This window comes from Streptomyces sp. NPDC059740 (assembly GCF_042733155.1).
Classification (GTDB): domain Bacteria; phylum Actinomycetota; class Actinomycetes; order Streptomycetales; family Streptomycetaceae; genus Streptomyces.
Genome location: NZ_JBHWGP010000028.1, coordinates 54,055 through 75,795 on the forward strand (window position 1 = coordinate 54,055; position 21,741 = coordinate 75,795).

The 21,741-nt window shown below is 73.7% G+C and carries 16 protein-coding genes and 1 tRNA gene; 9 read left to right on the plus strand and 8 right to left on the minus strand.

The features are described 5' to 3' along the window. Positions 1-397 precede the first annotated feature (397 nt). Complete coding sequence (locus ACFV3R_RS25915) at positions 398-2,713, minus strand: glycoside hydrolase family 3 C-terminal domain-containing protein (RefSeq protein WP_385587828.1); 2,316 nt, start codon at positions 2,711-2,713, stop codon at positions 398-400. 7 nt (positions 2,714-2,720) lie between these two features. Then, positions 2,721-4,028 carry an MFS transporter gene (locus tag ACFV3R_RS25920; RefSeq protein ID WP_385587831.1) on the minus strand — a complete coding sequence of 436 codons (1,308 nt, stop codon included), beginning with the start codon at positions 4,026-4,028 and terminating at the stop codon, positions 2,721-2,723. Positions 4,029-4,274: 246 nt separating this feature from the next. On the opposite strand from ACFV3R_RS25920, the gene ACFV3R_RS25925 reads away from it, so the two are divergent. Both ACFV3R_RS25925 and ACFV3R_RS25930 read left to right on the plus strand, forming a co-directional pair. Next, the gene (locus ACFV3R_RS25925) at positions 4,275-5,174 is read left to right on the plus strand and encodes an SGNH/GDSL hydrolase family protein (protein ID WP_385587834.1); all 900 of its coding nucleotides are present in this window, start codon (positions 4,275-4,277) and stop codon (positions 5,172-5,174) included. A 196-nt stretch (positions 5,175-5,370) separates the two neighbouring features. Then, positions 5,371-5,441 (plus strand) — tRNA-Cys (locus ACFV3R_RS25930). A 92-nt stretch (positions 5,442-5,533) separates the two neighbouring features. On the opposite strand, the gene ACFV3R_RS25935 is transcribed toward ACFV3R_RS25930, so the two are convergent. After that, the gene (locus tag ACFV3R_RS25935; RefSeq protein WP_385587837.1) at positions 5,534-6,736 is read right to left on the minus strand and encodes a cytochrome P450; all 1,203 of its coding nucleotides are present in this window, start codon (positions 6,734-6,736) and stop codon (positions 5,534-5,536) included. A gap of 201 nt (positions 6,737-6,937) precedes the next feature. Between ACFV3R_RS25935 and ACFV3R_RS25940 the strand changes: the two genes are divergently transcribed. The 6 genes from ACFV3R_RS25940 (at position 6,938) to ssuE (ending at position 13,600) form a co-directional block, all read left to right on the plus strand. Beyond that, on the plus strand, positions 6,938-7,561 hold the full coding sequence (locus ACFV3R_RS25940; protein WP_385587840.1) for a TetR/AcrR family transcriptional regulator: 624 nt from the start codon (positions 6,938-6,940) through the stop codon (positions 7,559-7,561). 499 nt (positions 7,562-8,060) lie between these two features. Then, on the plus strand, positions 8,061-8,828 hold the full coding sequence (locus ACFV3R_RS25945) for a dienelactone hydrolase family protein (RefSeq protein WP_385587843.1): 768 nt from the start codon (positions 8,061-8,063) through the stop codon (positions 8,826-8,828). Positions 8,829-10,095: 1,267 nt separating this feature from the next. After that, on the plus strand, positions 10,096-10,995 hold the full coding sequence (locus ACFV3R_RS25950; RefSeq protein WP_385587846.1) for an ABC transporter permease: 900 nt from the start codon (positions 10,096-10,098) through the stop codon (positions 10,993-10,995). Next, positions 10,968-11,723, plus strand: a complete 756-nt coding sequence (locus ACFV3R_RS25955; protein WP_385587848.1) for an ABC transporter ATP-binding protein — start codon at positions 10,968-10,970, stop codon at positions 11,721-11,723. The genes ACFV3R_RS25950 and ACFV3R_RS25955 overlap by 28 nt, the downstream gene beginning before the upstream one ends. After that, a complete protein-coding gene (locus ACFV3R_RS25960) occupies positions 11,720-12,778 on the plus strand; it encodes an ABC transporter substrate-binding protein (protein ID WP_385587851.1) in 1,059 nt (352 codons plus the stop codon). Before ACFV3R_RS25955 ends, ACFV3R_RS25960 begins: the two co-directional genes overlap by 4 nt. 255 nt (positions 12,779-13,033) lie before the next feature. Beyond that, the gene (gene ssuE, locus ACFV3R_RS25965) at positions 13,034-13,600 is read left to right on the plus strand and encodes an NADPH-dependent FMN reductase (protein WP_385587855.1); all 567 of its coding nucleotides are present in this window, start codon (positions 13,034-13,036) and stop codon (positions 13,598-13,600) included. A 270-nt stretch (positions 13,601-13,870) separates the two neighbouring features. Here ssuE and ACFV3R_RS25970 read toward each other — a convergent pair whose 3' ends face one another. Beyond that, on the minus strand, positions 13,871-16,624 hold the full coding sequence (locus ACFV3R_RS25970; protein ID WP_385587858.1) for an AAA family ATPase: 2,754 nt from the start codon (positions 16,622-16,624) through the stop codon (positions 13,871-13,873). Positions 16,625-16,774: 150 nt separating this feature from the next. Here ACFV3R_RS25970 and ACFV3R_RS25975 point away from each other — a divergent pair, with 150 nt between their 5' ends. Next, positions 16,775-17,446, plus strand: coding sequence for an esterase/lipase family protein (locus ACFV3R_RS25975; RefSeq protein ID WP_385587860.1), 672 nt, complete (start codon positions 16,775-16,777; stop codon positions 17,444-17,446). 126 nt (positions 17,447-17,572) lie between these two features. Here the strand turns inward: ACFV3R_RS25975 and ACFV3R_RS25980 are convergent, their stop codons facing one another. From ACFV3R_RS25980 to ACFV3R_RS25995, 4 genes are all read right to left on the minus strand, one after another. Further along, the gene (locus tag ACFV3R_RS25980; RefSeq protein WP_385587862.1) at positions 17,573-18,478 is read right to left on the minus strand and encodes an RNA polymerase sigma factor SigF; all 906 of its coding nucleotides are present in this window, start codon (positions 18,476-18,478) and stop codon (positions 17,573-17,575) included. 244 nt (positions 18,479-18,722) lie between these two features. Next, a complete protein-coding gene (locus tag ACFV3R_RS25985) occupies positions 18,723-19,472 on the minus strand; it encodes a Clp protease N-terminal domain-containing protein (protein WP_385587865.1) in 750 nt (249 codons plus the stop codon). Between the two features lie 112 nt (positions 19,473-19,584). Beyond that, the gene (locus ACFV3R_RS25990) at positions 19,585-20,739 is read right to left on the minus strand and encodes an FAD-dependent oxidoreductase (RefSeq protein WP_385587867.1); all 1,155 of its coding nucleotides are present in this window, start codon (positions 20,737-20,739) and stop codon (positions 19,585-19,587) included. Positions 20,740-20,777: 38 nt separating this feature from the next. Further along, positions 20,778-21,470, minus strand: a complete 693-nt coding sequence (locus ACFV3R_RS25995; protein WP_385587870.1) for a TetR/AcrR family transcriptional regulator — start codon at positions 21,468-21,470, stop codon at positions 20,778-20,780. Positions 21,471-21,741 lie beyond the last annotated feature (271 nt).

The following is a 21,741-nucleotide window of genomic DNA, read 5'->3' on the forward strand; positions in this document are numbered from 1 at the left end:
ACCTTGAACCCGCGCGCACGCATTGGCGGCGCAGCAGGGGCCGGTGCGGTGCCGGGCGCGGCCAGGTGCTGAGGAGGTGGAGGGCGTCTTCGGTGGGGGTGCCGGGGTGGCGGAGAGGACCGACGGTTGCGGACCTCGGTGATACAGATCACCGCGGACCGGCCCTGGTCCGGCAGCGTCCGCAGATGTCCGGGGCCGGAGCCCTCGACAAGGCCGGGCAGGGCCGGATCGGCGCGGAGCGACCGCCCGGGGGCCGGCTCGGGGCCGGACGGTCTGCGCACTCGGCCAGTTGCCGGCTGTTCTCGCGGCCCACCGGGCCCAGGGGTGTCGGCCCGGAGCGGGCACCGCGAATCCCCCGGCCGGCGGCCGGGCAGCAACGCCCTTCGCGGCCGTCGCCTCACTCCGCTTCGCCGGGGTCCTTCCCCGCGTGCGAGAGCCGGGCGAGGGCCGCCACGTCCTCGCGGTTGAAGGGGCTCACCGGGAAGTCCGCTATGACGTCGAGCGGGATGCCGGCGAGGAACCGTCCGACCGCGGGGTCCCGCAGCAGCCTCCCGGCCTCTCCCCCGCCCCCTGCGGACTCCTTCAGGCGCCCCAGGAGCAAGGGGCCGCCGGTGGGGTGGGCCAGCCACTCGGCGAGGGTGTGACGGCCGGTGAGTCGCGGGTGGGGGAGGTCGCCCACGATCTCCAGCGGGGCTGTGAGCCGGATGTCGCGGGAGGACGCCGCCGCCTCGACGTGGTAGGTGCCGCCCTCGACGCACCACCGGTCCGCTGCCACGCTGTGGTGGGCGAGGTCCTCGCGCCGCAGGTGCACGACCACCCTGGTGCTCTCACCGGGTTCCAGTGCGCAGCCTGCGAAGGCGCGCAGTTCACGGACCGGGCGCGCGATCCGGGAGCCGGCGGGGCCGGCGGTGTAGATCTGCACGACCTCCCGCCCCGGGCGGGCGCCGGTGTTGGTGACGGTGAGGGAGACGGTCGCCGCGGTGTCCGTGAGGCCCGTGCCGGCCCCCGGTTCGACGAGCAGGTCGGTGTAGGTGAAGACGGTGTACGACAGGCCGTGGCCGAAGGGGTAGGCGACGGCGGTGTCCCGGGCGTCGTAGCCGCGGTACCCCACGAAGACGCCCTCCCCGTAGCGGACGTGGCCTTCCTCGCCGGGGAAGGAGAGGTGGCTCGGGGAGTCCTGCAGCCGCAGGGGGATCGTCTCGGTGAGCTTCCCGGAAGGGTTGACCTGGCCGAACAGGACACGCGCGAGGGCCCCGCCGCCGGCCTGCCCCAGCAGCCACCCGTCGAGCACGGCCGGCACCGGGCCGTCCCAGGTGCTGGTGCGGACCACCCCGCCGTGGGAGAGCACCACCACCACGCGCCGGTTGACTTCCAGGACCCGGCGCAGCAGGCGGAGTTGGATGTCGGGCAGGTCCAGGTGGTCGCGGTCGAACCCCTCCGACTCCTCCTGGAGCGGGAGCCCCAGGAAGAGGACCGCCGTGTCCGCCTCCGCCGCCGCCCGCACCGCCGTCCCGGCCAGCTGCTCGCTCGTCTCCGGCGAGGTGTCCGCGGCGTCGGGCAGCGGGTAGCCGGCGGCGAAGACGACCCGGACGCCGGCGGCCAGTTCCCGCACGGCGTCCAGGGCGCTCTCCAGCCGGGTGGGGGTGACCTGGGAGCTGCCGCCGCCCTGGTAACGGGGGTTGCGGGCGAGTTCGCCGATGACGGCCACCGAGCCGGTGGTGCGGTCCAGGGGGAGGAGGTCGCCCTCGTTCTTCAGCAGGACGACGCACCGCTCCGCCGCCTCGCCGGCCAGGCGGTGGTGGGCCTGGTGCAGGCTCGCCAGGTCCGTGGTGGCCGAGGGGGCGGGCCTGCGGGCGAGCCGGGCGAGCCGCTCGACCGCACGGTCCAGGGTGGCCTCGTCGAGCTGCCCGCCGGCCACGGCCGCGGCGACCTCCTCGTCCGGACGCGGTCCCACGCCGGGCATCTGCAGGTCCAGGCCGGCGCGCAGGGCCGCGACGCGGTCGGCGACGGCGCCCCAGTCGGAGAGGACGACGCCCTCGAAACCCCACTCCCGGCGCAGTACCTCGGTCAGCAGCCACCTGTGCTCGGTCACCGGGGTGCCGTTGAGCCCGTTGTAGGCGGCCATGACGGTCCAGGGCCGCTCCCGCCGCACGATGCGTTCGAAGGCGCGCAGGTAGATCTCCCGCAGCGGGCGTGCGTCGACGTCGGCGCTGACCCGCATCCGGTCGGTCTCCTGGTTGTTGACGGCGTAGTGCTTCAGGCAGGCTCCGACGCCCGCGCTCTGGAGTCCGCGCACCATGGCGCCGCCGAACTCCGCGGAGACCAGCGGGTCCTCGGAGAAGTACTCGAAGTTCCGGCCGCACAGCGGTGAACGCTTGATGTTGACACCGGGTCCCAGCACCACCCGGACGCCGTGGGCGGCAGCCTCGGCGCCGATGGCCGCGCCGACCCGTCGCGCCAGGTCCAGGTCCCAGCCGGCGGCGAGCGCCACGGCGGGCGGGAAGCAGGTGGCGGGCCCGGTGCTGCGCAGGTCGGCCTGGCTGCCGTCCGGCGCCGGCAGCCGCAGGCCGTGGGGCCCGTCGGCCATCAGGAGGGAGGGGACACCGGCGGCCGCGGCCTCCTTGGTGGAGAAGTCGTTGCGGCCGCTGGTGAGGGCGGCCTTCTCGGCGAGGGGCAGCGCCGTGGGTGCGAGGGTGTCGCCGTCGGCAGTCATCTGTCTCCTACCGGACCTTCCTGACGAAGAGCACGGCCACGCCGCCGGCCACGGCGAGGACGGCTCCGAGGGGGAACAGCACGGTGTAGCCGCCGGTGGCGGTGATCAGCGCGCCGGCGACGAAGGGGCTGACGCTCTGCGGCAGGCTCCAGGACAGGTTGATCACACCCAGGTCCTTGCCGTAACCGGCCCTGGTCGGCAGCACCTCGGTCATGAGGGCGGAGTCGACGGAACCGAAGATGCCGTAGCCGATGCCGCCGACGACGTTGCTCAACAGGACGCCGGCGACGGTGGGCCACACCATCGGTATCAGCAGCCCCAACGCGAACACGTAGGAGGAGAGCTGGACGAAGACCCTGCGGCGTCCCAGACGGTCGGAGAGCGGACCGCCCACCGCGCCGAACACCAGCACCGAGGTGAAAGTGACGACGCTGGTCAGCGGCACGTAGCCCACGGCGCGGTCCCCGAGCCCGATGTAGTCCTGGAGGATGTAGAGCTGGTAGCTGTTGGTCAGGAAGTAGCCGGTCAGCAGCAGGAAGCGGCTGGCGAACACCCAGCCGAAGTCCGGGTTCCGACGCGGGTTGACCCAGTAGCTGCCGATGAGGGCCCGCCAGGAGAAGTCCTCCCGCGGCGGCTGCGGCTGGGCGCTCTCGCGGCTGAGCACGACGAAGGCGAGCATGACGACGAGCATGACGAGCGCCACCGACCAGTAGCCCAGGATCAGGTGAGAGTGCGTCGCTGAGGCCAGGAGCTGGCCGAGGAGTCCGCCCAGGCTCTGTCCGACCGCGGCGAGCGAGGCGAACAGGCCGCGGCGCGCGGTGGGGACCCGGTCGGGCATCAGCGCGCTCATGGGCAGCTGGGCCGAGTTCACGGTGAGCACGACGACGAGGTAGACCACGAGCAGCAGGCCCACGGACTGGACGTAGCCCATCACCGCGACCGCGGCGGCGCCGAGCACGGAGCCGGCCAGTATCCACGGCGAGCGCCGGCCCCACCGGGTGCGGGTGTTGTCCGAGAGGCGCCCCACCACCGGCTGGACCAGCAGGGTCGTGAACGCCGCGGCACCGGTGATCAGGCCGAGGCTGTGCACCTTCCCGGCCGGGTCGATCCTCGCGACCTGCAGGGCCACCAGGACGCCGGCGAGCGCCGCCCACATGAAGGGGAAGGCGGCGTTGCCCGGGAGCCAGGCCCAGGCCAGGCGGCGCAGTGCGGCGGACGGGGCGGGGAGCTGGGCCTCCTGCTCCCCCGAGGCGCCGGCCTCCCGCCCGGGATGCGCGGCGGGAAGGGGAGCGGGCGCGCCCCCGGCGGGGTTCACGGGCGGCGGTGGAACAGGCTCTGAGGATGCTGCGACCACCGTGAACTCCGATCGGAGGGGGACGAGAACGCGGAAACCGTAAGTTGATCGGTTTTCACTGTCAAGACTTCCCACACCCACCCTGACGCCGCGAACTCCCCGCCGCGCGACCCATTGACGGCCAAAACCGTTCACCGTACGTTTTTCGCGCCGGGCCGGACCTCGCCACCGGGGCGAGCACCCCCGCACTCCCCCGAAGGAACGCCGATGCGACGACGCCTCCCCGTCTCCCGCCCCGCCTCCACCGTCCACCGCGCCGCGGTCCGCTGCGGCCTCGCGTTCTGCGTCGCCGCCCTGACCTGGGCCGGCACGGCACCGGCACCCCGGGCCGCGACCGTGCCCGGCGGCGCGCGCTACGTCGCACTCGGCGACTCCTACAGCTCCGGCCCGAAGATCCCCACCCAGGTGGACACCGAGTGCGGCCGGTCCAACTCCAACTACCCTTCCCTGGTGGCGCGTTTTCTTGGCGCCGCCTCGTTCACCGACGTCACCTGCGCCGGCGCGGACACCGCCGACATGACCGCGGCGCAGGGCTCGGTGCCGCCGCAACTGGACGCCCTGAGCCCCGACACGACCCTGGTCACCCTCGGGATCGGCGGCAACGACCTCGACCTGACGTCCCTGTTCGGCCGCTGCTTCGTGCTCGGCCTCGCGGTGCCCTACGGCTCACCGTGCAAGGCGAGCTTCACGCCGCTGGGTGTCGACCAGATCGCCGCGCGGATCGACGGGGTGGCCCCTCGCATCGACTCGGTGCTCGCGCAGATCCACGCACGCTCCCCGCGGGCCCGGGTCCTGGTGGTGGGCTACCCCGACATCCTCCCCGGTGACGGCACCACCTGCCACGACCAGGTGCCGCTGGCCAGTGGTGACGTGCCCTGGGTCGACCAGGAGGAGCGGTACCTGGACACCGTGCTCGCCACCCGGGCCGCCGCCGGGGGCGCGACCTACGTCGACACCTACACCGGGTCCGTGGGGCACGACGTCTGCAAGGCCGACGGGGTGCGGTGGATCGAGCCGAAGGACACCGCCACGGCGACGGGGCTGCACCCGGACGCGGCGGGCCACCAGGCCATGGCCCGGGCGGTGGAGCGGGCACTGGGGGACTGAGAGGCGGGCGGACCCTGCCAGTTGCGGGCGCAGGCCCCGGCCGGCGGGCCGGAAGAGACCGGCTGCACCCGCGCCGCGGCGCCGGTAGGTGAACGGCGTGTGGCGCCGTGTGACGCCGCATGGCGATCGTGTTGCGGCACCCGCTGGGGTCTGTCGCTGCCGCGGCGCGGCTGCGTAACGTCGTGATCGCCACCTCCGCCGTGTGCCCGAGTGGTGAGGGAACCGCCTGCAAAGCGGTGCACGCCGGTTCGAATCCGGTCACGGCGTCCGAAGGGGGCCGGCCTCCTTGAGAGGAGACCGGCCCCCGTTCTCACGGCCCGCCGGCCGCCGCGTTCAGGCGACCCGGCGGCCGGCGACTCTCACCACGCCACCGGCAGTTCGTGCGCACCGTAGATCACCATGTCGCTGCGCATCGGCACCTCCTCGGGTGCGACGGCCAGCCGCAGGTGAGGGAAGCGGCGCAGCAGTCCCCGGTACCCGGCGGCCAGTTCGATCCGGGCGAGGTGCTGGCCCAGACACTGGTGGATGCCGTAGCCGAACGCCAGATGGCTGCTGCGGCCCCGGCCGACGTCCAGGGTCTGCGGGTCCTCGACGAGCGCCGGGTCGCGGTTGGCCGCGGGAACGGACACCGCGACCGACTCTCCGGCCCGCACGGTCACCTCGCCGATGGTCACGTCCTCCAGCGCGATCCGCACCGGGAAGGCGTTGACGATGCTGAGGTAGCGCAGCAACTCCTCGACCGCGCCGGGGACGAGGGAGTCGTCCTCGCGCAGCCGGCGCATCTGCTCCGGCTGCTGGAGCAGGGTGAAGGTGCCCAGGCTCAGCATGTTGGTGGTGGTCTCGTGGCCGGCGACCAGCAGGAGCCGCGAAACGCCGACGATCTCCTCGTCGGAGAGGTCGGTGCTGGTGGCGAGGGTGGAGATCAGGTCGTCCTGCGGGTGACTGCGCCGCGCCTCGACGAGGGAGGTCATGAAGGCGTCGAGCGTCTCGACGGCCTTCTCCAGAACCCCGGGGTCGACGTCCTGGCGCAGCAGGTCGGCGCTGGCCTGCTGGAAGGTGGCGCGCTCCGCGTAGGGCACCCCGAGCATCTCGCAGATCACCAGCGACGGAATGGGCAGCGCGTAGTGGTGCACCAGGTCGGCGGGCTGCCCGGCCTCCTCCAGCGCGTCCAGGCACTGCGCCACTATCTCGTCCACGCGCGGTTCGAGGGCCCGGATGCGGCGGACGGTGAAGTACCGGGTGAGCTGGCTCCGGTAGCGGGTGTGCTTGGGGGCGTCCATGGTCAGGAACGCCCCGGGCCGGTCGACGGACTTCTTCCGCAGCTCCGGCGAGATGACGCGGATCGTGTCGTCGCCCCGCCAGCGTTCGGCGCTCAGTGCGGGGTGCTGCAGCACCTCCCGTGCCTCGCGGTAGCCGGTGACCAGCCATCCGGTGCTGCCGCCGGCGAAGCGCAGCGGGCTGACCGGGGGGCCGGTGAGCAGGGAGGGCTGGGGGTCCACGAAGTCCGCACGCTCCCGGGGGTAGCGGGGCAGGGAATCGGGCTCGGTCGAGGTCGTGCTCATTGCCTTCTCCTCCATGACCGTCAGTGTCGGGGAGCCGGAGGAGGCGGACGCACAGGGCCGGGGCTGTGCACCCACCTCAAGAGGACCCCTGTTGGTAGGGAAACCTATCGGTAGGGTTCCCTACCAACAAGGGCACTTTCCGCCACTCGTCGTCTACCGTGGTCACCGTCGCTGCCGGGGCCCCGAGGAGGTTGGTCACCAATGCCGCCAAGGCGCTCGGAGACAGTGGAGTCGTTGCTCGCCGGAGCGGAACGCGCGTTCGCGGACCGGGGTTTCCACGGGGCGTCGATCGGCTACATCTGCCAGTGCGCGGGCCGGACGACGGGCGCCTTCTACTCCAACTACGACAGCAAGATGAAGCTCTTCCTCGACGTCTACGAGCGGCACACCGACCGCACCGCCGCATTGATCGCTGACCGTCTGGCCGACGTGGACACCGACGGCGACCTCGCGCGGCAACTCGCCGACCGGCTCACCGACATCGTCGGCGAGGGCATCGACGAGCGGTGGATCTCCCTCGCCGTGGAGTTCCGCCTCACCGCCCTGCGCGACGGCGCGGTCGCCGCCGCCCTGATCGAGCGCGAGGACCGGTTCGCCGAGCACGTCGGGGAGATGCTGGAGGCGCTGTTCCGCCGGGCCGGGCACCGGCCGACCCTGGAAGGGCACGAGATGGTGGCCCTGCTGGTGGCGATGACCCGGGGCATCAGTCTCGACCGCGGCGTCCGGCGCAGTGGCCACGGCCCCGCAGCCCTGCGCTCGGGTACGGTCACCACCACCCTGGAGGCCCTGTTCGCCCACACCGGGGCGGTCGCCGGCGACCGGTGAGGCACCACGGCGGCCACCGGACCGGCGCCCGGCCGGACGCACCGTCGGGGGGGACGCGCCGAAGCCGGCCCGGAGCCGCCCAGTAGGTGGGTCGGTTCCCCGCACGGAAGCAGCCGTCACCCCTTCGGCCGAATGTCGTTGGTGCTGGCACCGACCGGCCTTTCGGGCATGGGGAGGGGAACTCGCCCCCTTCGACGCGGTGGCCTCCACCATCCGAGGTGAACACCCGGTCCGCTGTGGCATCCGGACCGCACGAACCCGGCCGAGCAGGTACGGATGCCGCACCTGCCGGAGGAGCACGACAGTGAGTCCAACCGGCTGAAGCAGACCGCCCCGCTCACACCGTGGCCCGGGCCGGCGATCCGACGGCGCTGCCGTGGGCACGGGGTCTGTGCCGGTCCCTGTGAGCCCCCGCCGTAGTGCGGAGGGACACCGCGCTCTTCTGCCGGCGGCAGAACAGCAGCCGGACCGGGCTCGGAGATCACTACAGTCCGGTCTCATGACGACGATTACGACGCGTACGGTCGAGTACCCGGCCGACGGTCTGACGATGGCCGGGCACCTCGCGCTCCCGGCCGGTGCCGACCGCCGGCCCGCGGTGCTGCTCGGACCGGAGGGCACGGGACTCAGCGACGTCGAGCGCCGCCGGGCAGACGCTCTCGCCGAACTGGGTTACGTGGCGCTCGCCTTCGACCTTCACGGCGGGCGCTATCTCGACGACCCCGAGGAGATGCTGGCCCGGTGCATGCCACTGCTCGCCGATCCCGACCGCATGCGGGACATCGGCCATGCCGCGCTCGACGTGTTGCGCACCGCACCGCGGACCGACCCCGACCGGATCGCCGCCGTCGGCTACGGCACCGGGGGCGCCATCGCGCTGGAACTCGGGCGCGACGGCGCCGACCTGCGCGCGATCGGGACAGTCAACGCGCTGACCACGGGTCGACCGGGTGAGGCGGCACGCATTCGCTGCCCGGTGTGGGCAGGGGTCGGGTCGGAAGACCCGATCATGCCGCCTGCGCAACGGAACGCGTTCACCGCTGAGATGCAGGCCGCGGGCGTCGACTGGCGCCTCACGGTCTACGGCGGCGCCCTGCACGCCTTCCACCACCCGCCGGTCGACCACACCGTGCGTCCCGGCGTCGGCCACCACCCACGGCACGCGCAGCGAGCCTGGCGCGACGTCGTCGACCTGCTCGCCGAGTGCCTGCCCGTGACGGAGGATCCGGAACACGGCCCAGGTCAGCAGGGTGGCGCCGGGCACTGACTTTCCCCGCGTCAAGTCCGCACAACCCGACCGCATGCGGGCGGATGCGTGCCCGGAAACCGGCCGTGGCCCGGCTCTCCACCGCCGCGTCGAGGAATCTCCGAGAAGAGAAACCCGGCTGCCGGCCAACCCCCTCGCCTCATCCGGCGACATCGAGGACCTGCACGGCTGGCCCCTGCACCGGCTCCGGCACCGTGCCTTGAGCTCCGGCACAGTGCCTTGACGCACGACGCGGAAGACGGCAACTCCACCCCGATGTCGCCGGCCCGCTCCCGCCACCCTCCGTCCGGTCCCTGGAGCCGTACGCAGGGCCCGGCGTCGACTCGGTCTCGGCACGTCGCCGAACGCGCCCCCGTGGCACTCCGCCGCACGTAAGCAGAGCAGGGCTTCGCCCTCGTCCCGCTGCCCTGGGGCGCGTGTCCCGGTCACCTCTCATCGGCGATCCCCGGCCCTGCGCAGGGCCCGCCCCGCGCATGTGCGAACCGCGTCAACACCCGCGCTGGAGGCCCTCCGCAGGACGGCAGGACCGAGTAAGGGCGGCTTTCTGGCTTGCCTCGGCGCCATCTGCGGAGGGCGGGGTGACGGTCCTTTGTTGCGACCCCGTGAAATGCCGCGCCTCCCGACGCCCCGGGTGCGTGCTTGCGCGAGCAGCTCCGCGGCAGGTGTTGTCCACACCCGCCCCGAGCCGCGTCACCGCAGGTCACGAGGCCGGACCGGGCACCTGTACGGGGCGGCCCGTGGACCGCGGGACGGCGTCCCCCATCCCTCGCGCCGCCTGAGGCGGCGCCCTGAAGGCGCCTTGACTGCGCCTCGGGCCCACTGTCAGGCTCCACGTCATGTCCGCGACCACTCGTCTTGTGCCGCGGCTCCACGTGGACCTCGGGCGCCTCTCCTCGGCCGCGTGTACGGGCCGCCGCTGCGCCGCCTGCTGCGCCTGACCCGCCTCAAGGCCCCGGCTGCGCCGTGACGCTGCCGCAGCCGGCCGGCGCACGCTCCCGCCTGCCGACGGCCACCCCGCCGGGGACCCGGCCTCCACTGTCCGCTCCCCTCGCCGGCGTGCGCCCGTCGGTTCCGCGTCCCCGCACCGGCAGCTGCCGGCAGCCACTCCTGATCCCCCTGGGGGCCGCTGCCGCCCCCGAGCCGCCCTCCGGCATCGCCTGGGGCTTCTCGAGAGCCGCCTGAGGCACGCGAGCAAGGCACCTCACTCGCACACACCGGGCCTGGCCCGGTCTCCGCCCGTCCCGCCCCGAACCACGGGAGTCACGCCATGTCCCCGCACCCGTCCACCACCGTGCAGGCACCCTCGCCCGACGACCTCCCCGTACCGCAGCCGCCACCGCCGGACGGTGACGGCCGGGCCGGGCCGGTGCTGGAGGCAGTCCGGCCGTCCACCCGGCGACGCGTCCGCCTGCCGCGCCGGCTGCGCCGGACCGCGGGACCGGTACTGCTGCTGGCGGTCTGGCAGTTGCTGGGCACCACGGGGTTCCTGCCCGAGGACGTCCTCGCCTCCCCCGAAACCGTGGCCACCACAGGCGCCGGCATGGTCAGCGACGGCACCCTTCCCTCGGCCATGCTGGTCTCGCTGCAACGGGTCGCCCTGGGGCTGCTGTTCGGCGGTGTCGCCGGGGTGGGCCTGGCACTGGTGTCGGGGCTCTCCCGTCTGGGCGAGGACCTGGTCGACTCCACCGTGCACATGCTGCGGTCCGTGCCCTGGGTGGGCGTCATCCCGCTCCTCATCATCTGGCTGGGTATCGGTGAGGCGCCCAAGGTGGCGCTCATCGCGCTGGGCGTCGCGTTCCACCTCTACCTCAACGTCCATGCCGGCATCCGCGGGGTGGACCCCGACCTGATCGACGCGGGCGGCGCGCTGGGCCTGCGGCGCCGGGGCCTCATCCGGCACGTCGTCCTGCCCGGTGCGCTGCCGAACGCCATGACGGGCCTGCGGTACTCCCTCGCCACGGCGTGGCTGGCCCTGGTCTTCGGCGAACAGGTCAACGCCGACGACGGTCTGGGCTTCCTGATGAACCAGGCCCGCGAGTTCTTCCGCACCGACGTCATCGTGGTCTGCCTCGTCGTCTACGCCCTGCTCGGCCTGGTGGCCGACCTCCTCGTCCGCACCCTGGAAAGGTTTTTCCTGCAATGGCGACCGACCTTCACCGGAAGGTGACCACACCCACGGGTCCGGCACCCGACGGCCGTGACGCGGTGGTCGTACGCGGTCTCAGCCGCCGCTTCGAAGGCCGGACGGTGATCGGCGGGCTCGACCTGACCGTCCGCGACGGGGAGTTCGTGGCACTGCTCGGCCGCAGCGGCTGCGGCAAGTCGACCCTGTTGCGCATCCTGGCGGGTCTGGACCGGGACATCGCGGGCGAGGTGCGGGTTCCGGTCGAGCGGGCCGTCGCGTTCCAGGCCCCGCGGCTGATGCCGTGGAAGCGGGTGTGGCGCAACGTGCTGCTCGGCCTGCCCGGGGCGCCCGGACGCGATCGGGCGCTGGACGCGCTGAAGGAGGTGGGGCTCGGGCACCGCGCCGACGCCTGGCCCAGGACGCTCTCCGGCGGTGAGGCCCAACGCGCCTCACTGGCCCGGGCACTGGTGCGAGAGCCCAGGCTGCTGCTGCTGGACGAGCCGTTCGGCGCGCTGGACGCGCTCACCCGGCTGCGCGCCCAGGCCCAGGTCGCCGACCTGTGGCGGCGGCGGCGCTGCACCGTGCTGCTGGTGACCCACGACGTGGCGGAGGCCCTGCTGCTCGCCGACCGGGTCCTGGTCATGGACAAGGGCGTCATCGCCCACGAGGTGACGGTGGGACTCGACCGGCCGCGGGACGTCTCCGATCCCCGCTTCAGCGCCCTGCGCACCTCCCTCCTGGAGCGGCTCGGGGTCGAGGCCGCCGTATGACCGCCCCTGGGAACGGACGTCCCGTGAAACCTGCCCGCCTCCTGCCGGCACTCGCCCTTCCGCTCGCCCTGCTGCTGTCCGCCTGCCACCCCTCCCCCGGCGCAGCGGGCGGGGCCGGGGGTGACAGCGACGGCAAGGGCTCCGTCACCCTCCACGTGGGTGACCAGAAGGGCAACTCCGAGGCGGTGCTGCGTGCGGCCGGAGAGCTGAAGAACCTGCCGTACCGGATCAGGTGGTCCACGTTCACCTCCGGTCCACCGCTGCTGGAGGCCGTGAACGCGGGGGCCGTCGACATCGGTGCGGTGGGCGACACCCCGCCCGTCTTCGCCGGTGCGGCGGGTTCAAGAATCCGTGTGGTCGGCGCGTCCCGCTCCTCCGCCGCCGGCGAGGCCGTCGTGGTGAAGAAGGGCTCCGGCCTCCACGGCCCCGCCGACCTCAGGGGCCACACCGTGGCGGTGGCCCAGGGCAGCTCCGCCCACTACATGCTGCTCGCCTCGCTCGCCCGGGCCGGGCTGAGCACCAAGGACGTCCGGGTGACCTACCTCCAACCGGCCGACGCACTGGCCGCGTTCAGCCGGGGAAAGGTCGATGCCTGGGCCACCTGGGACCCGTACACCTCGCAGGCCCTGGGTTCCGGCGCACGGGTGCTGACCACGGGGCAGGGCGTGGTGGACGGCCTCAGCTTCCAGGTGGCCGCGCCCGCCGCCCTGTCCGACGACGGCAGGGGCGCGGCGGTCCGTGACTACCTCACCCGGCTGCGGCGGGCCCAGGCGTGGGTCCACCGCCACCCGCGGACCTGGGCCGAGGTGTGGTCCCGGGAGACGGGTCTGCCGCAGGACGTCGCGCTGGCCGCCGTGCACCGCACCCGGGGCACCGCGGTCGCGGTCGCGGTGGACGACGCCGCCGTGGACTCCGAACAGCGCATCGTGACCACCTTCGCCCGGCTGCGGCTGATCCCCCACTCCTTCGACTTCGCCGTTATCGTCGACGACCGGTACAACCAGGGCCTGCCGCCCTCCGGCACCGCTCCCCTGCGCTATCGGAAGGGCGAGTGACATGGTCCGGCATTCGTACCGGTCCCCGCCCACCCCGAGCGACGGCCGCGCCCTCGTCCACCGGTACGCCCACTCGGCCGGCCGGGGCCGGCGCGGCCGGACCACGCCGGCCGGTGGAGTGCGGGCCCCGGTTCCGGTGACCGGCGGACGCTGACCGGCCGTTCACCCTCCCGGCCGCGGGACGGCCGACCCCTCACCCACCCCCCTTCCGCGTCCGCCACTCGACCACCCCTCGTACTTCCCCCAGGAGTTCCCATGGCCACCGTCCTCGCCCTCTCCGGAAGCCCGTCGCCCACCTCCCGCACCGCGGCACTGGTCGGACACGTCTCTGCCCGCCTCCGTGACGTCGGCCACGAGGTCCGCCACCTCGCGCTGCGCGAGCTGCCACCGGGACCGCTGCTCGCGGCCGACACCTCCCACCCGGCCATCTGGGAGGCTGTCGAGGCGGTGACCGCCGCAGACGCCCTCGTGGTGGGCACCCCCGTCTACAAGGCGGCCTACAGCGGCCTGCTGAAGTCCTTCCTGGACCTGCTGCCGCAGACGGCGCTGGCCGGCAGGACGGTGTTGCCGCTGGCGACGGGCGGCACGCCCGCACACGTCCTCGTCCTCGACTACGCGCTGCGTCCCGTCCTCACCTCGCTCGGCACGGACGCGGTGCTGCGGGGCTGGTTCGTCCTCGACCGTGACGTGACCCGCACCCCGGAGGGGTCGACGCTCCTCAGCCCGGAGGCCGACCGAGGGGTGGGGGCTGCGGTGGACCGGCTGACGGCCGCGCTGCGCGACACGGACTCCCCCGCGGCCGTGCGGCTCGCCGCGGTCTGAGGGGTCCTTGCCATATGAGCGTCCGATGAGGTCGCGTGGTCTGGTGCCGTGCATCGCAAGGCGCCGGAGAGTCCTCGTAGCGGAGCTACCAGGGCTTTTCGGCAACGCCGCGAGATACGGTGCCAGACCACGCGGCCCGGGCGGGCATATGGCAAGGACCCCTGAGGGGCCGGGGCGCGTTCACCGGGTCCGCGCCTCGCCCGGCAGGGCCTGCGCCGGTCCCGTCCCGGGCGGCCGGACCGGGCCCGAGACGGATCGGGGGCCGGCGGCTCAGCGGAAGCGGGCTGCCAGTTCCACGCGGGAGCGCACCCCGAGGCGGCTGAAGATGTTGCGCAGGTGGTACTCGACGGTGCGGGTGCTGAGCACCAGGTGGGCGGCGATCTCCCGGTTCGTCGCCCCCTGGGCCACCAGACGGGAGATCCGGGTCTGCTGGGCGGTCAGTTCGGTGCCGGCAGCGGCCGGGGTGGCGGGGCCGACGCTGTCACCCGCGGCCCGGAGTTCGGCGGTGGTCTGCTCGATCCAGGCGCCGGCCTCGAACTGCCGGAAGACCGTCAGTGCGTCGCGCAGCAGCCCGCGGGCGGCGGCCGGTCTGCGTGCCCGCCGCAGCCGGTGGGCGTAGAACAGTTCGGTCTTGGCCAGCTCCAGTGGGGTGTGGGACTCCTGGTGCAGTCGCAGGGCCTCGCGGAAGTGCTCCTCGGCGGTGCCGACGTCCCCGGCGAGCAGCCCGTGGCATCGCTGCACCAGGGCGAGCCGGGTGGCGCTGCCGGAGCTCGCCGCCCAGTTCTGGAAGGCGTGCAGGGCCCCATCGGCCCGGCCGCGCTGGTCGCAGCGGGCGGCGGCCTCCACGAAGTGCGGCGTCGCCAGGGCCCTGATGGCGAGGTTCCGCTGTCCCACACCGGTGGTCATGTGGCCGAAGCGCCCCAGCGCGTCGGCGGGGCGGTCCTCGACGAGGTCGATGCAGGCCGAGGCCCAGCAGGTGAAGGCCGCCGGGCGGCCGAGCTCCCGCGCGGCGACCTGGCGTGCCGCCGTCGTCACCCGCAGCGCGGCGGAGGCCCTGTCCCCCTGGAGTGCCGCCAGCAGTGCCAGGACGGCCAGGTGGTCGACGGCCACGTTGCGCTGTCCCGTCGACTCCGCGAGCCGCAGGCCCTCCAGGGCGCTCGCCTCCGCCGCCGCGTACCGGTCCAGCATCAGGGCGGACAGCGCCTGGTAGACCAGCGCGCCGGGCACGAGGGCGACGGTGCCCGCCTGCCGCGCCTCGTGCACCGCCGCGACCGCCAGGGCGTGGGCGCGCGCGGCCTCGCCCAGCACGTAGGCGGCGTGGCTCGCCCAGGTAAGCGGCTCCGGCTCGCGGAGGGAGCCGGCGAGCCGGACCACGTTGCGCAGGGCTCGGGTGGCCTCCGCGTGCCGGCCGTGGAAGGTCGCGGCCATCCCCACCAGGTGGTCGGACATCAGACGCACCCGCGGCGGGTCGTCGGGCCGCCGCTCCCCCTTCACCCGTTCGGCCAGCCGGAAGAAGGTGCGGAAGTCACCGGCGAGATAACTGGCCTCCCCGGCCAGCAGGAACGCCCGTGCGGCTGAGGCACGTTGCCCGGGCGGGAAGAGCGCAGCCGCAGTGGTCAGCGAGCGGGATGCAGCGGCGGGTACCCCGTCCCGCAGGGCGTCCTCTCCCTCCACCAGCATCCGCAGGCCCGCGGTGGCCGTGGCGCGGCACCGCGGCGCCACGCGGCGCAGCAGGCTCCGGGAGTGGACCGGCTGTCCGGCCGCCAGTCTGTCGGCCGCGGCCGTGACCAGCCACCGCTGGGAGGTCTCGTGGAGCGCGGTGACCTCCGCAGCGTGTTCCAACACCGAGGCCGCGGTGCCCGGAGCACCGTCCGCCCGAGCGGCGGCGGTGGCCTCGTCCACCTCCCTCACCAGGTCACCGGTGGTCTCCTCGCTCGCCGCGAGCAGGTGCAGGGCGCGCAGCAGGCGCGCGGAGCCCGGGTCCAGTACCTGGCTGAGGGCGTCGTGCACCGCCTGGCGGTCGGCCAGCGGCAGGTCGGCGAGGAGGCCGGCGCGCAGCAGCCGGCCGGGCACCTCGACGGTCCCTCCCTCCACGCCGGTCACCAGTCCCGAGGCAAGCGCCTCGTCGAGCGCCGCCGGCCCGGCTCCCATCCTGTGCCCGGCGGCCTTCAGCAGCGGCACGGTGAGCCCCTCGCCGAGCAGGGCGAGCCAGACGACGGCCCGGGCGTGCGGGGTCAGGGACTGTAAGCGTCTTCGGTGGTGTGCCCGCAGGCGACTGGTGCCGGGCAGGGCCTGGGGGACGGCTGCGGGGGCGCGGCCCGCCAGGGCGGCCAGTTCGGTGAGGGCGAGCGGGTTGCCGCCGGCGAGGTCGGCCAGACCGGCCAGGACCAGGGGGTCGGCGCGGACCCTGGCCGCCAGTAACTCCGTCGCGGCGGCGGGCGTCAGGGGCGCCAGCCCCACCGTGGGCAGGCCCTCCAGCGCCGTCACCGCCGGGCCGCCCGGCTCGGTGGCGAGCAGCATCAGCACCGGCAGGTCCGTGAGACGGCGTGCCGCGACGGCCAGGACGCGCAGCGAGGCGTCGTCCACCTGGTGGGCGTCGTCCACACTCCACACCAGCGGCCGGTTCCGGGTGGCGCGGGCGAACAGGTGCAGCAGCGCGAGCGCCGCGCCGAACTCCCCGGCCTGGGGCGGCCGCCCGGCGAGCACCTCGTGCAGCGGTGCGGCCGCGGACCGCGGCAGGTCGGGCAGGTGGCTGCGCAGGGGCAGCAGCAGCCGGTGGAGGGCGGCCAGCGGGAGGTCCCGCTCCGGGGCGGCGCCGGTGATGGCGCAGCGGAGGGCGTCGCCCGCCGCGTCCGCCGCCCGGGCGAGCAGGGTCGACTTGCCCATGCCGGCCTCGCCCACCACCACCACCGCGGTTCCGTTGCCGGCCCTCGCGGCGGCCACCGCGTCCGTGACCGCCCTGGTCTCGCGCCGCCGTCCGGGGAGCGGGCGGGCGGTGGCTCTGCGACCCGGTTCAGCCGTCATGCCGCCAGTGTGACGCCGGCATCAACGGAAGGGGAAGAGCACCATCCTGTTGCGGGCATGACAGATTCAGGTGACCGGTGATTCCACCGGTGCGCCCGTCCCGGCGGAACTCCAGACTCCTCACACCACCCACACGACAGGAGCCTTTCCATGAGACGGCTTTGCGCCCTCCTTCTCACCGCGCTCACCACCCTGGGCCTGACGGTGCTCGCCCAGCCCGCCGGCGCCGCCACCACCCACACCCCCGTCGTCTTCGTCCACGGGTACACGGGCAGCGCCGCCAACTGGGCGACCGCCGAGACGGTGTTCCTCGCAGGCGGCTACTCCAGCAACGAGCTGTACGCCTACGAGTACAACTGGAGCCAGTCCAACAAGACCAGCGCGGCGGGACTGGCCGACTACGTCCAGCAGGTCCTGGCCAGGACGGGGGCCTCACAGGTCGACATCGTCAACCACTCGATGGGCGGCCTGGTCAGCGACTGGTACGTCAAACAGCTCGGCGGTCAGCCCTACGTCCGCCACCTCGCCTCGATCGCGGGTGCCAACCACGGCACCACCTACGCCGGCGCCTGCCTGACGAACGCCTCCTGCGTCGAGATGTACCCCGGGTCGAGTTTCCTCAGGACGCTCAACACCGGTGACGAGACGCCGGGGGACACCCGCTACGCCACCTGGTACTCGCCCTGCGACGGGGTGATCCTCCCCTACGACAGCACCAAGCTCGACGGTGCCACCAACAACCTCGTGGCCTGCCAGACCCACATCGGCTACCTCACCGACACCCTCACCCTCGGTGCCGTGGAGCGGTTCCTCAACAGCTGACCCTCCCTCCCCGGGTGGCCCGCCCGTCCCCTCCGCCGGGCCACCCGGGGAAGGAGCCCCGGCACGAGAAGCACCCAGGCCCGCCCCCTGTGGAAGGGGCGGGCCTGGCAGGTGGAGGCGGTGCGATCACTCCTCGGTGAGCATCGCGGTGCGCAGCTTGGTCAGGCAGCGGGAGAGCAGGCGCGAGACGTGCATCTGCGAGACCCCCAGCTCCTTGCCGATCTCGGACTGCGTCATCTCCTGGCCGAAGCGCAGCTCCAGGATGTGGCGTTCGCGGTCGTCCAGGACACCCAGCGCCGGCTTGAGCGCGTGCAGGTTCTCGACCAGGTCCATCTCGGCGTCCGCCTCGCCGATGAAGTCGGCGAGCGAGCCGTCGTCCTCGTCGTCGCCGAAGGTGGCGTCGAGCGAGGAGGCGTTGTAGCCGTTCGCCGCGACCTGGCCCTCGAGGACCTCCTCCTCGCTGATACCGAGGTGCTCGGCCAGCTCCGCGACCTTGGGGCTGCGGCCCAGGTCGGTGGTGAGCCGCTCGGTGGCGCGGGCGAGGTCCACCCGCAGTTCCTGGAGGCGGCGGGGCACCCGCACGTCCCAGGTGGTGTCGCGGAAGAACCGCTTGATCTCGCCCGTGATGTAGGGGATGGCGAGGGTGGTGAACTCCACCTCGCGCTCCAGGTCGAAGCGGTCGATCGCCTTGATGAGGCCGATCGTGCCGACCTGGACGATGTCCTCCATCTCGTCACCGCGGCTGCGGAACCGGGCCGCCGCGTAACGCACCAGCGAGAGGTTGATCTCGACGAGGGTGTTGCGCACGTACTGGTACTCGTGCGTGCCCTCCTCCAGCGCGGCCAGCCGCCCGAAGAACATGCGGGTCAGTTCCCGCGCGTCCTTGGGCGCGACCGCCGCCGGGTCGTCGATCTCCGGCAGGTCGGCCAGACCCGCGGCCTCGGTCTCGGCCGGGACCGGAGCCACCTCGGGCAGGTCGGTGGCGCCGAGGAGGTCGGTGCCGGCGGCGGCCTGTGCGGTAGTGGCGCCCATGAGGTGCCTCCCAAGATCGTTGTGCGGACTGCTGACGGCACTCCCCCGTGTGCCCGGGCTTCTGTACCTCATACTCCCTAAAACATGTGTCTCACGTCACAGTTGACATCACCGGGCGATCGGGCGCCACCCCCCACTCTGACACGGGCGCACCGGGGCGGGTGGCCCCCACCCCGGTGCACTGCGGGCCCACCCCCGGGCAGCCGGCCGGCCGGCGGACGCGACGCCCCGTCAGGGCGAGGACTCAGCCCTCCCCGCCTCCCCCTTCCCGCGCGCTGAGGAGCGTGCCGAGCACCTCGGTGACGTACGCCTCCGTCTCGGCCTTGCCCACCCCCGCGGCGGCGAGAACACCCGAGCCGTTCTCCTGCTCCAGCAGCGCCAGCAGGATGTGCTCGGTGCCGATGTAGTTGTGCCCGAGGCGGAGCGCCTCACGGAAGGTCAGCTCCAGGGCCTTCTTGGCGTCGGCGTCGAAGGGGATCAGCGCCGGGAGCTCCTCGGCGGCCGGCGGCAGGGACGCCGCGACGGCCTCCCGCAGCGCTTCGGGCGTGACGTCCTGGGTCAGGAGCGCCTTGGCCGCCAGCCCCTCCGGCTCCTGGAGCAGGCCCAGGACGAGGTGGGCGGTACCGATGGCGGTGCTCCCGGCCGAGCGCGCTTCGTTCTGCGCGGCGACGACCACGTTGCGCGCCCTCGCGGTGTAGCGGCTGAATCCCTGCTGCATGTCGATCCCGCCCCCCTCGGAGCCCTTGGGGACGAAGCGCTTCTGCGCCGCCTGCCGGCTGACCCCCATGCTCGCGCCGATCTCCGTCCAGGACGCACCGGACCGGCGCGCCTGGTCGACGAAGTGGCCGATCAGGTGGTCGGCGACGTCACCGAGGTGGTCCGCGGCGAGCATCGCGTCCTGCAGCTGGTCGAGGGCGTCGGTGTGAACCTTCTTGATGGCCTCGATCAGGTCGTCGAGGCGTACGGGATGCGTCATCGCGACTGGCTTCTCCATGAGGCAACCCTAGGTTGACACCCGGATGGCGTCAACCCGAAGTTGACACTCTCCGGTACCGCCGCACCCCCGGGGCCGGCCCCGCCGGGCAGCTCCATCCCGACCAGGCAGGTCACCCGGTCGCCGCCGGCGAGGTGAAGGTCGCGACCAGTCCGCGGGGCGCGTCGTCGGCGAGGCACATCGCCTGGCCCTGCGCCGACTGGGCGGAGGCTGCCGCCGCCCTGGCGAACATGGCCTCCTCGTAGGCGCCGAGCGCGGCTTCCGTCCGGCCCGGGTGGTCCAGGAGCGCACGGGCGAGTTCCGCTCCGTCCTGCATGGCGTTGTTGGCGCCCTCACCGGCGAACGGCGACATGACATGGGCGGCGTCGCCGAGGAGCGTGACCCCCGGCACCCGCTCCCAGCGGTGACCGACCGGCAGGGCGACGATCGCTCGCGGCACCAGCGGGCCGTCGGTGTCGGCGACCAGCGCCCGCAGTCGCGGGTGCCAGCCCGAGAACTCCGCCAGCACGGCCTGCTTGGCCGCTGCGGTGTCGGCGAAGTCGATCCCGTCCGGCCAGTCCGGTCCGACGCTGAGCGCGGTGTAGACGTGGAGGCTGCCGTCGGGCTCGCGGTGGGCGAGGAACCCCTTGCCCTCCCCGAGGGCGAAGAGCATGCCGCCGCCGACCACCGCGGCACTCTCCGGATGGCGCACGTCGGCGTCCCGGAGGTCGCCCTCCACCATCACGACGCCCGCGTAGCCGGGACGGGCCCCGGAGAGCAGCGGCCGCACCCTGGACCACGCGCCGTCGGCCCCCACCAGGAGGTCGGCGGTGAAGACCCCGCCGTCGGCGAGGGTCACCTCGTGCCGGCCGTCGGCGAGCGTGCGGACGGCGACGGCCTTGGCGCCCCAGCGGACGGTGCCCTCGGGCAGCGAGTCCAGGAGGAGGTCGCGCAACCGGCCGCGGTCGACCTCGGGGCGGGCGCCGGAGGAGTCCTCGTCCTCCTGTGCCAGATGGACGGTGGCGTGCTTGTCGAGGACCCGCACGGCCTGCCCACCCGGCATCACGAGTTCGCGGAACTCCTCGTGCAGGCCGGCGGCGCGCAGAGCTTCCTGGCCGGACTCCTCATGGATGTCGAGCATGCCGCCCTGCGTGCGGGCGTGCCGGTCCGCATCGAGGTCGAAGACGGCCGTGCGGACGCCGTGGACGTGCAGGATGCGGGCCAGCGTCAGGCCGGACAGGCCGGCACCGACGACGGCTACGGGGTGGTGCGTGGTCACAGTGGTCACCTCGGGTCGGGAGCGGTGGGGTGGGCGCGGGCCGACGGTCAGCCGTCGGCGCGGGGGGTGTGCAGGATGCCGTTGGCCAGGACGCGGAAGTACCACGCCAGGCGCGTGCGCGGGGCTCCGGAGAGGAGGTCGCCGCCGAGCGCGGTGAGGCGGGGATGCCCGGCGGGGTCGACCTCCCGCAGGGCCGCCACCAGCGCCTCCCACTCCTCGGCCCCGCCCTCGGGCCGACCGCCGGCCGAGTGCTCCGCGGCGGTCGCGGTGGCGACCTGGAGGAGCACGTCCACCCCCCAGGCCGCCTGGGGCGCGGGGACGCCGCCCTCGTCGAGCAGCGCCAGGAGGGCTTCCAGCAACGCGAGGTAGTTGCGGCCCGCGGGACGCGCGACGAGGGCGGCGCGGGCGAGGCTGGGGTGCCGGAACAGCACCTCGGTGTAGGAGACGAGCACGGTCACGAGTCGTTCGCGCCACTCCCCCGCCTCGGCGGCCGGCCGCAGGTCGACCTCCCCCAGGAGCTGCTCCAGGATCGCCGCGTGCAGGGCCTCGGTGTTGGCCACGTACACGTAGAGCGAGGCGGGACCGGTGTCCAGCTCCCGGGCGAGGCGGCGCATGGTCACCCGCCCGAGCCCCTCCTCCGCCATCAGCCGCACCGCGGTGGCGACGATCCCCTCGTAGGTGAGGGCGGGCTTGGCGGGGCGTTCCCGGCGGCTGGGGGAGGGAGGCGTGGTGGGAGGCATGACTCCAGTATGACGAACATGTTCGTCACGAACAAGTTCGTTCCGCCTTGCAGCCGTGTCGGGCGCCCGGTGGGAGCGGCGGGTTCGGCGGCAACGGAAAGCCGGCGGCGCACCAGGGCAGGCTGGGGAGACCAGGCCCCGGAGGGGACGCAGCCGACGAGGACGACGGTGGCACGACCCCGGCCCGGACCCGGCACCCACCGCCAGGCCCCGTCGCGCCACTGCCCGGCCACCGCGCCGCGCGGCCTCACGCCCCGGCACCCGCCAACGA

What these genes read in the sequence shown, in the direction of transcription:
- ACFV3R_RS25915 (WP_385587828.1), bottom strand. Translation starts at nt 2,713, where the DNA reads ATGACTGCCGACGGCGACACCCTCGCACCCACGGCGCTGCCCCTCGCC.
- ACFV3R_RS25925 (WP_385587834.1), top strand. Translation starts at nt 4,275, where the DNA reads ATGCGACGACGCCTCCCCGTCTCCCGCCCCGCCTCCACCGTCCACCGC.
- ACFV3R_RS25935 (WP_385587837.1), bottom strand. Translation starts at nt 6,736, where the DNA reads ATGAGCACGACCTCGACCGAGCCCGATTCCCTGCCCCGCTACCCCCGG.
- ACFV3R_RS25940 (WP_385587840.1), top strand. Translation starts at nt 6,938, where the DNA reads ATGCCGCCAAGGCGCTCGGAGACAGTGGAGTCGTTGCTCGCCGGAGCG.
- ACFV3R_RS25945 (WP_385587843.1), top strand. Translation starts at nt 8,061, where the DNA reads ATGACGACGATTACGACGCGTACGGTCGAGTACCCGGCCGACGGTCTG.
- ACFV3R_RS25950 (WP_385587846.1), top strand. Translation starts at nt 10,096, where the DNA reads ATGTCCCCGCACCCGTCCACCACCGTGCAGGCACCCTCGCCCGACGAC.
- ACFV3R_RS25955 (WP_385587848.1), top strand. Translation starts at nt 10,968, where the DNA reads ATGGCGACCGACCTTCACCGGAAGGTGACCACACCCACGGGTCCGGCA.
- ACFV3R_RS25960 (WP_385587851.1), top strand. Translation starts at nt 11,720, where the DNA reads ATGACCGCCCCTGGGAACGGACGTCCCGTGAAACCTGCCCGCCTCCTG.
- ssuE (WP_385587855.1), top strand. Translation starts at nt 13,034, where the DNA reads ATGGCCACCGTCCTCGCCCTCTCCGGAAGCCCGTCGCCCACCTCCCGC.
- ACFV3R_RS25970 (WP_385587858.1), bottom strand. Translation starts at nt 16,624, where the DNA reads ATGACGGCTGAACCGGGTCGCAGAGCCACCGCCCGCCCGCTCCCCGGA.
- ACFV3R_RS25975 (WP_385587860.1), top strand. Translation starts at nt 16,775, where the DNA reads ATGAGACGGCTTTGCGCCCTCCTTCTCACCGCGCTCACCACCCTGGGC.
- ACFV3R_RS25980 (WP_385587862.1), bottom strand. Translation starts at nt 18,478, where the DNA reads ATGGGCGCCACTACCGCACAGGCCGCCGCCGGCACCGACCTCCTCGGC.
- ACFV3R_RS25985 (WP_385587865.1), bottom strand. Translation starts at nt 19,472, where the DNA reads ATGGAGAAGCCAGTCGCGATGACGCATCCCGTACGCCTCGACGACCTG.
- ACFV3R_RS25995 (WP_385587870.1), bottom strand. Translation starts at nt 21,470, where the DNA reads ATGCCTCCCACCACGCCTCCCTCCCCCAGCCGCCGGGAACGCCCCGCC.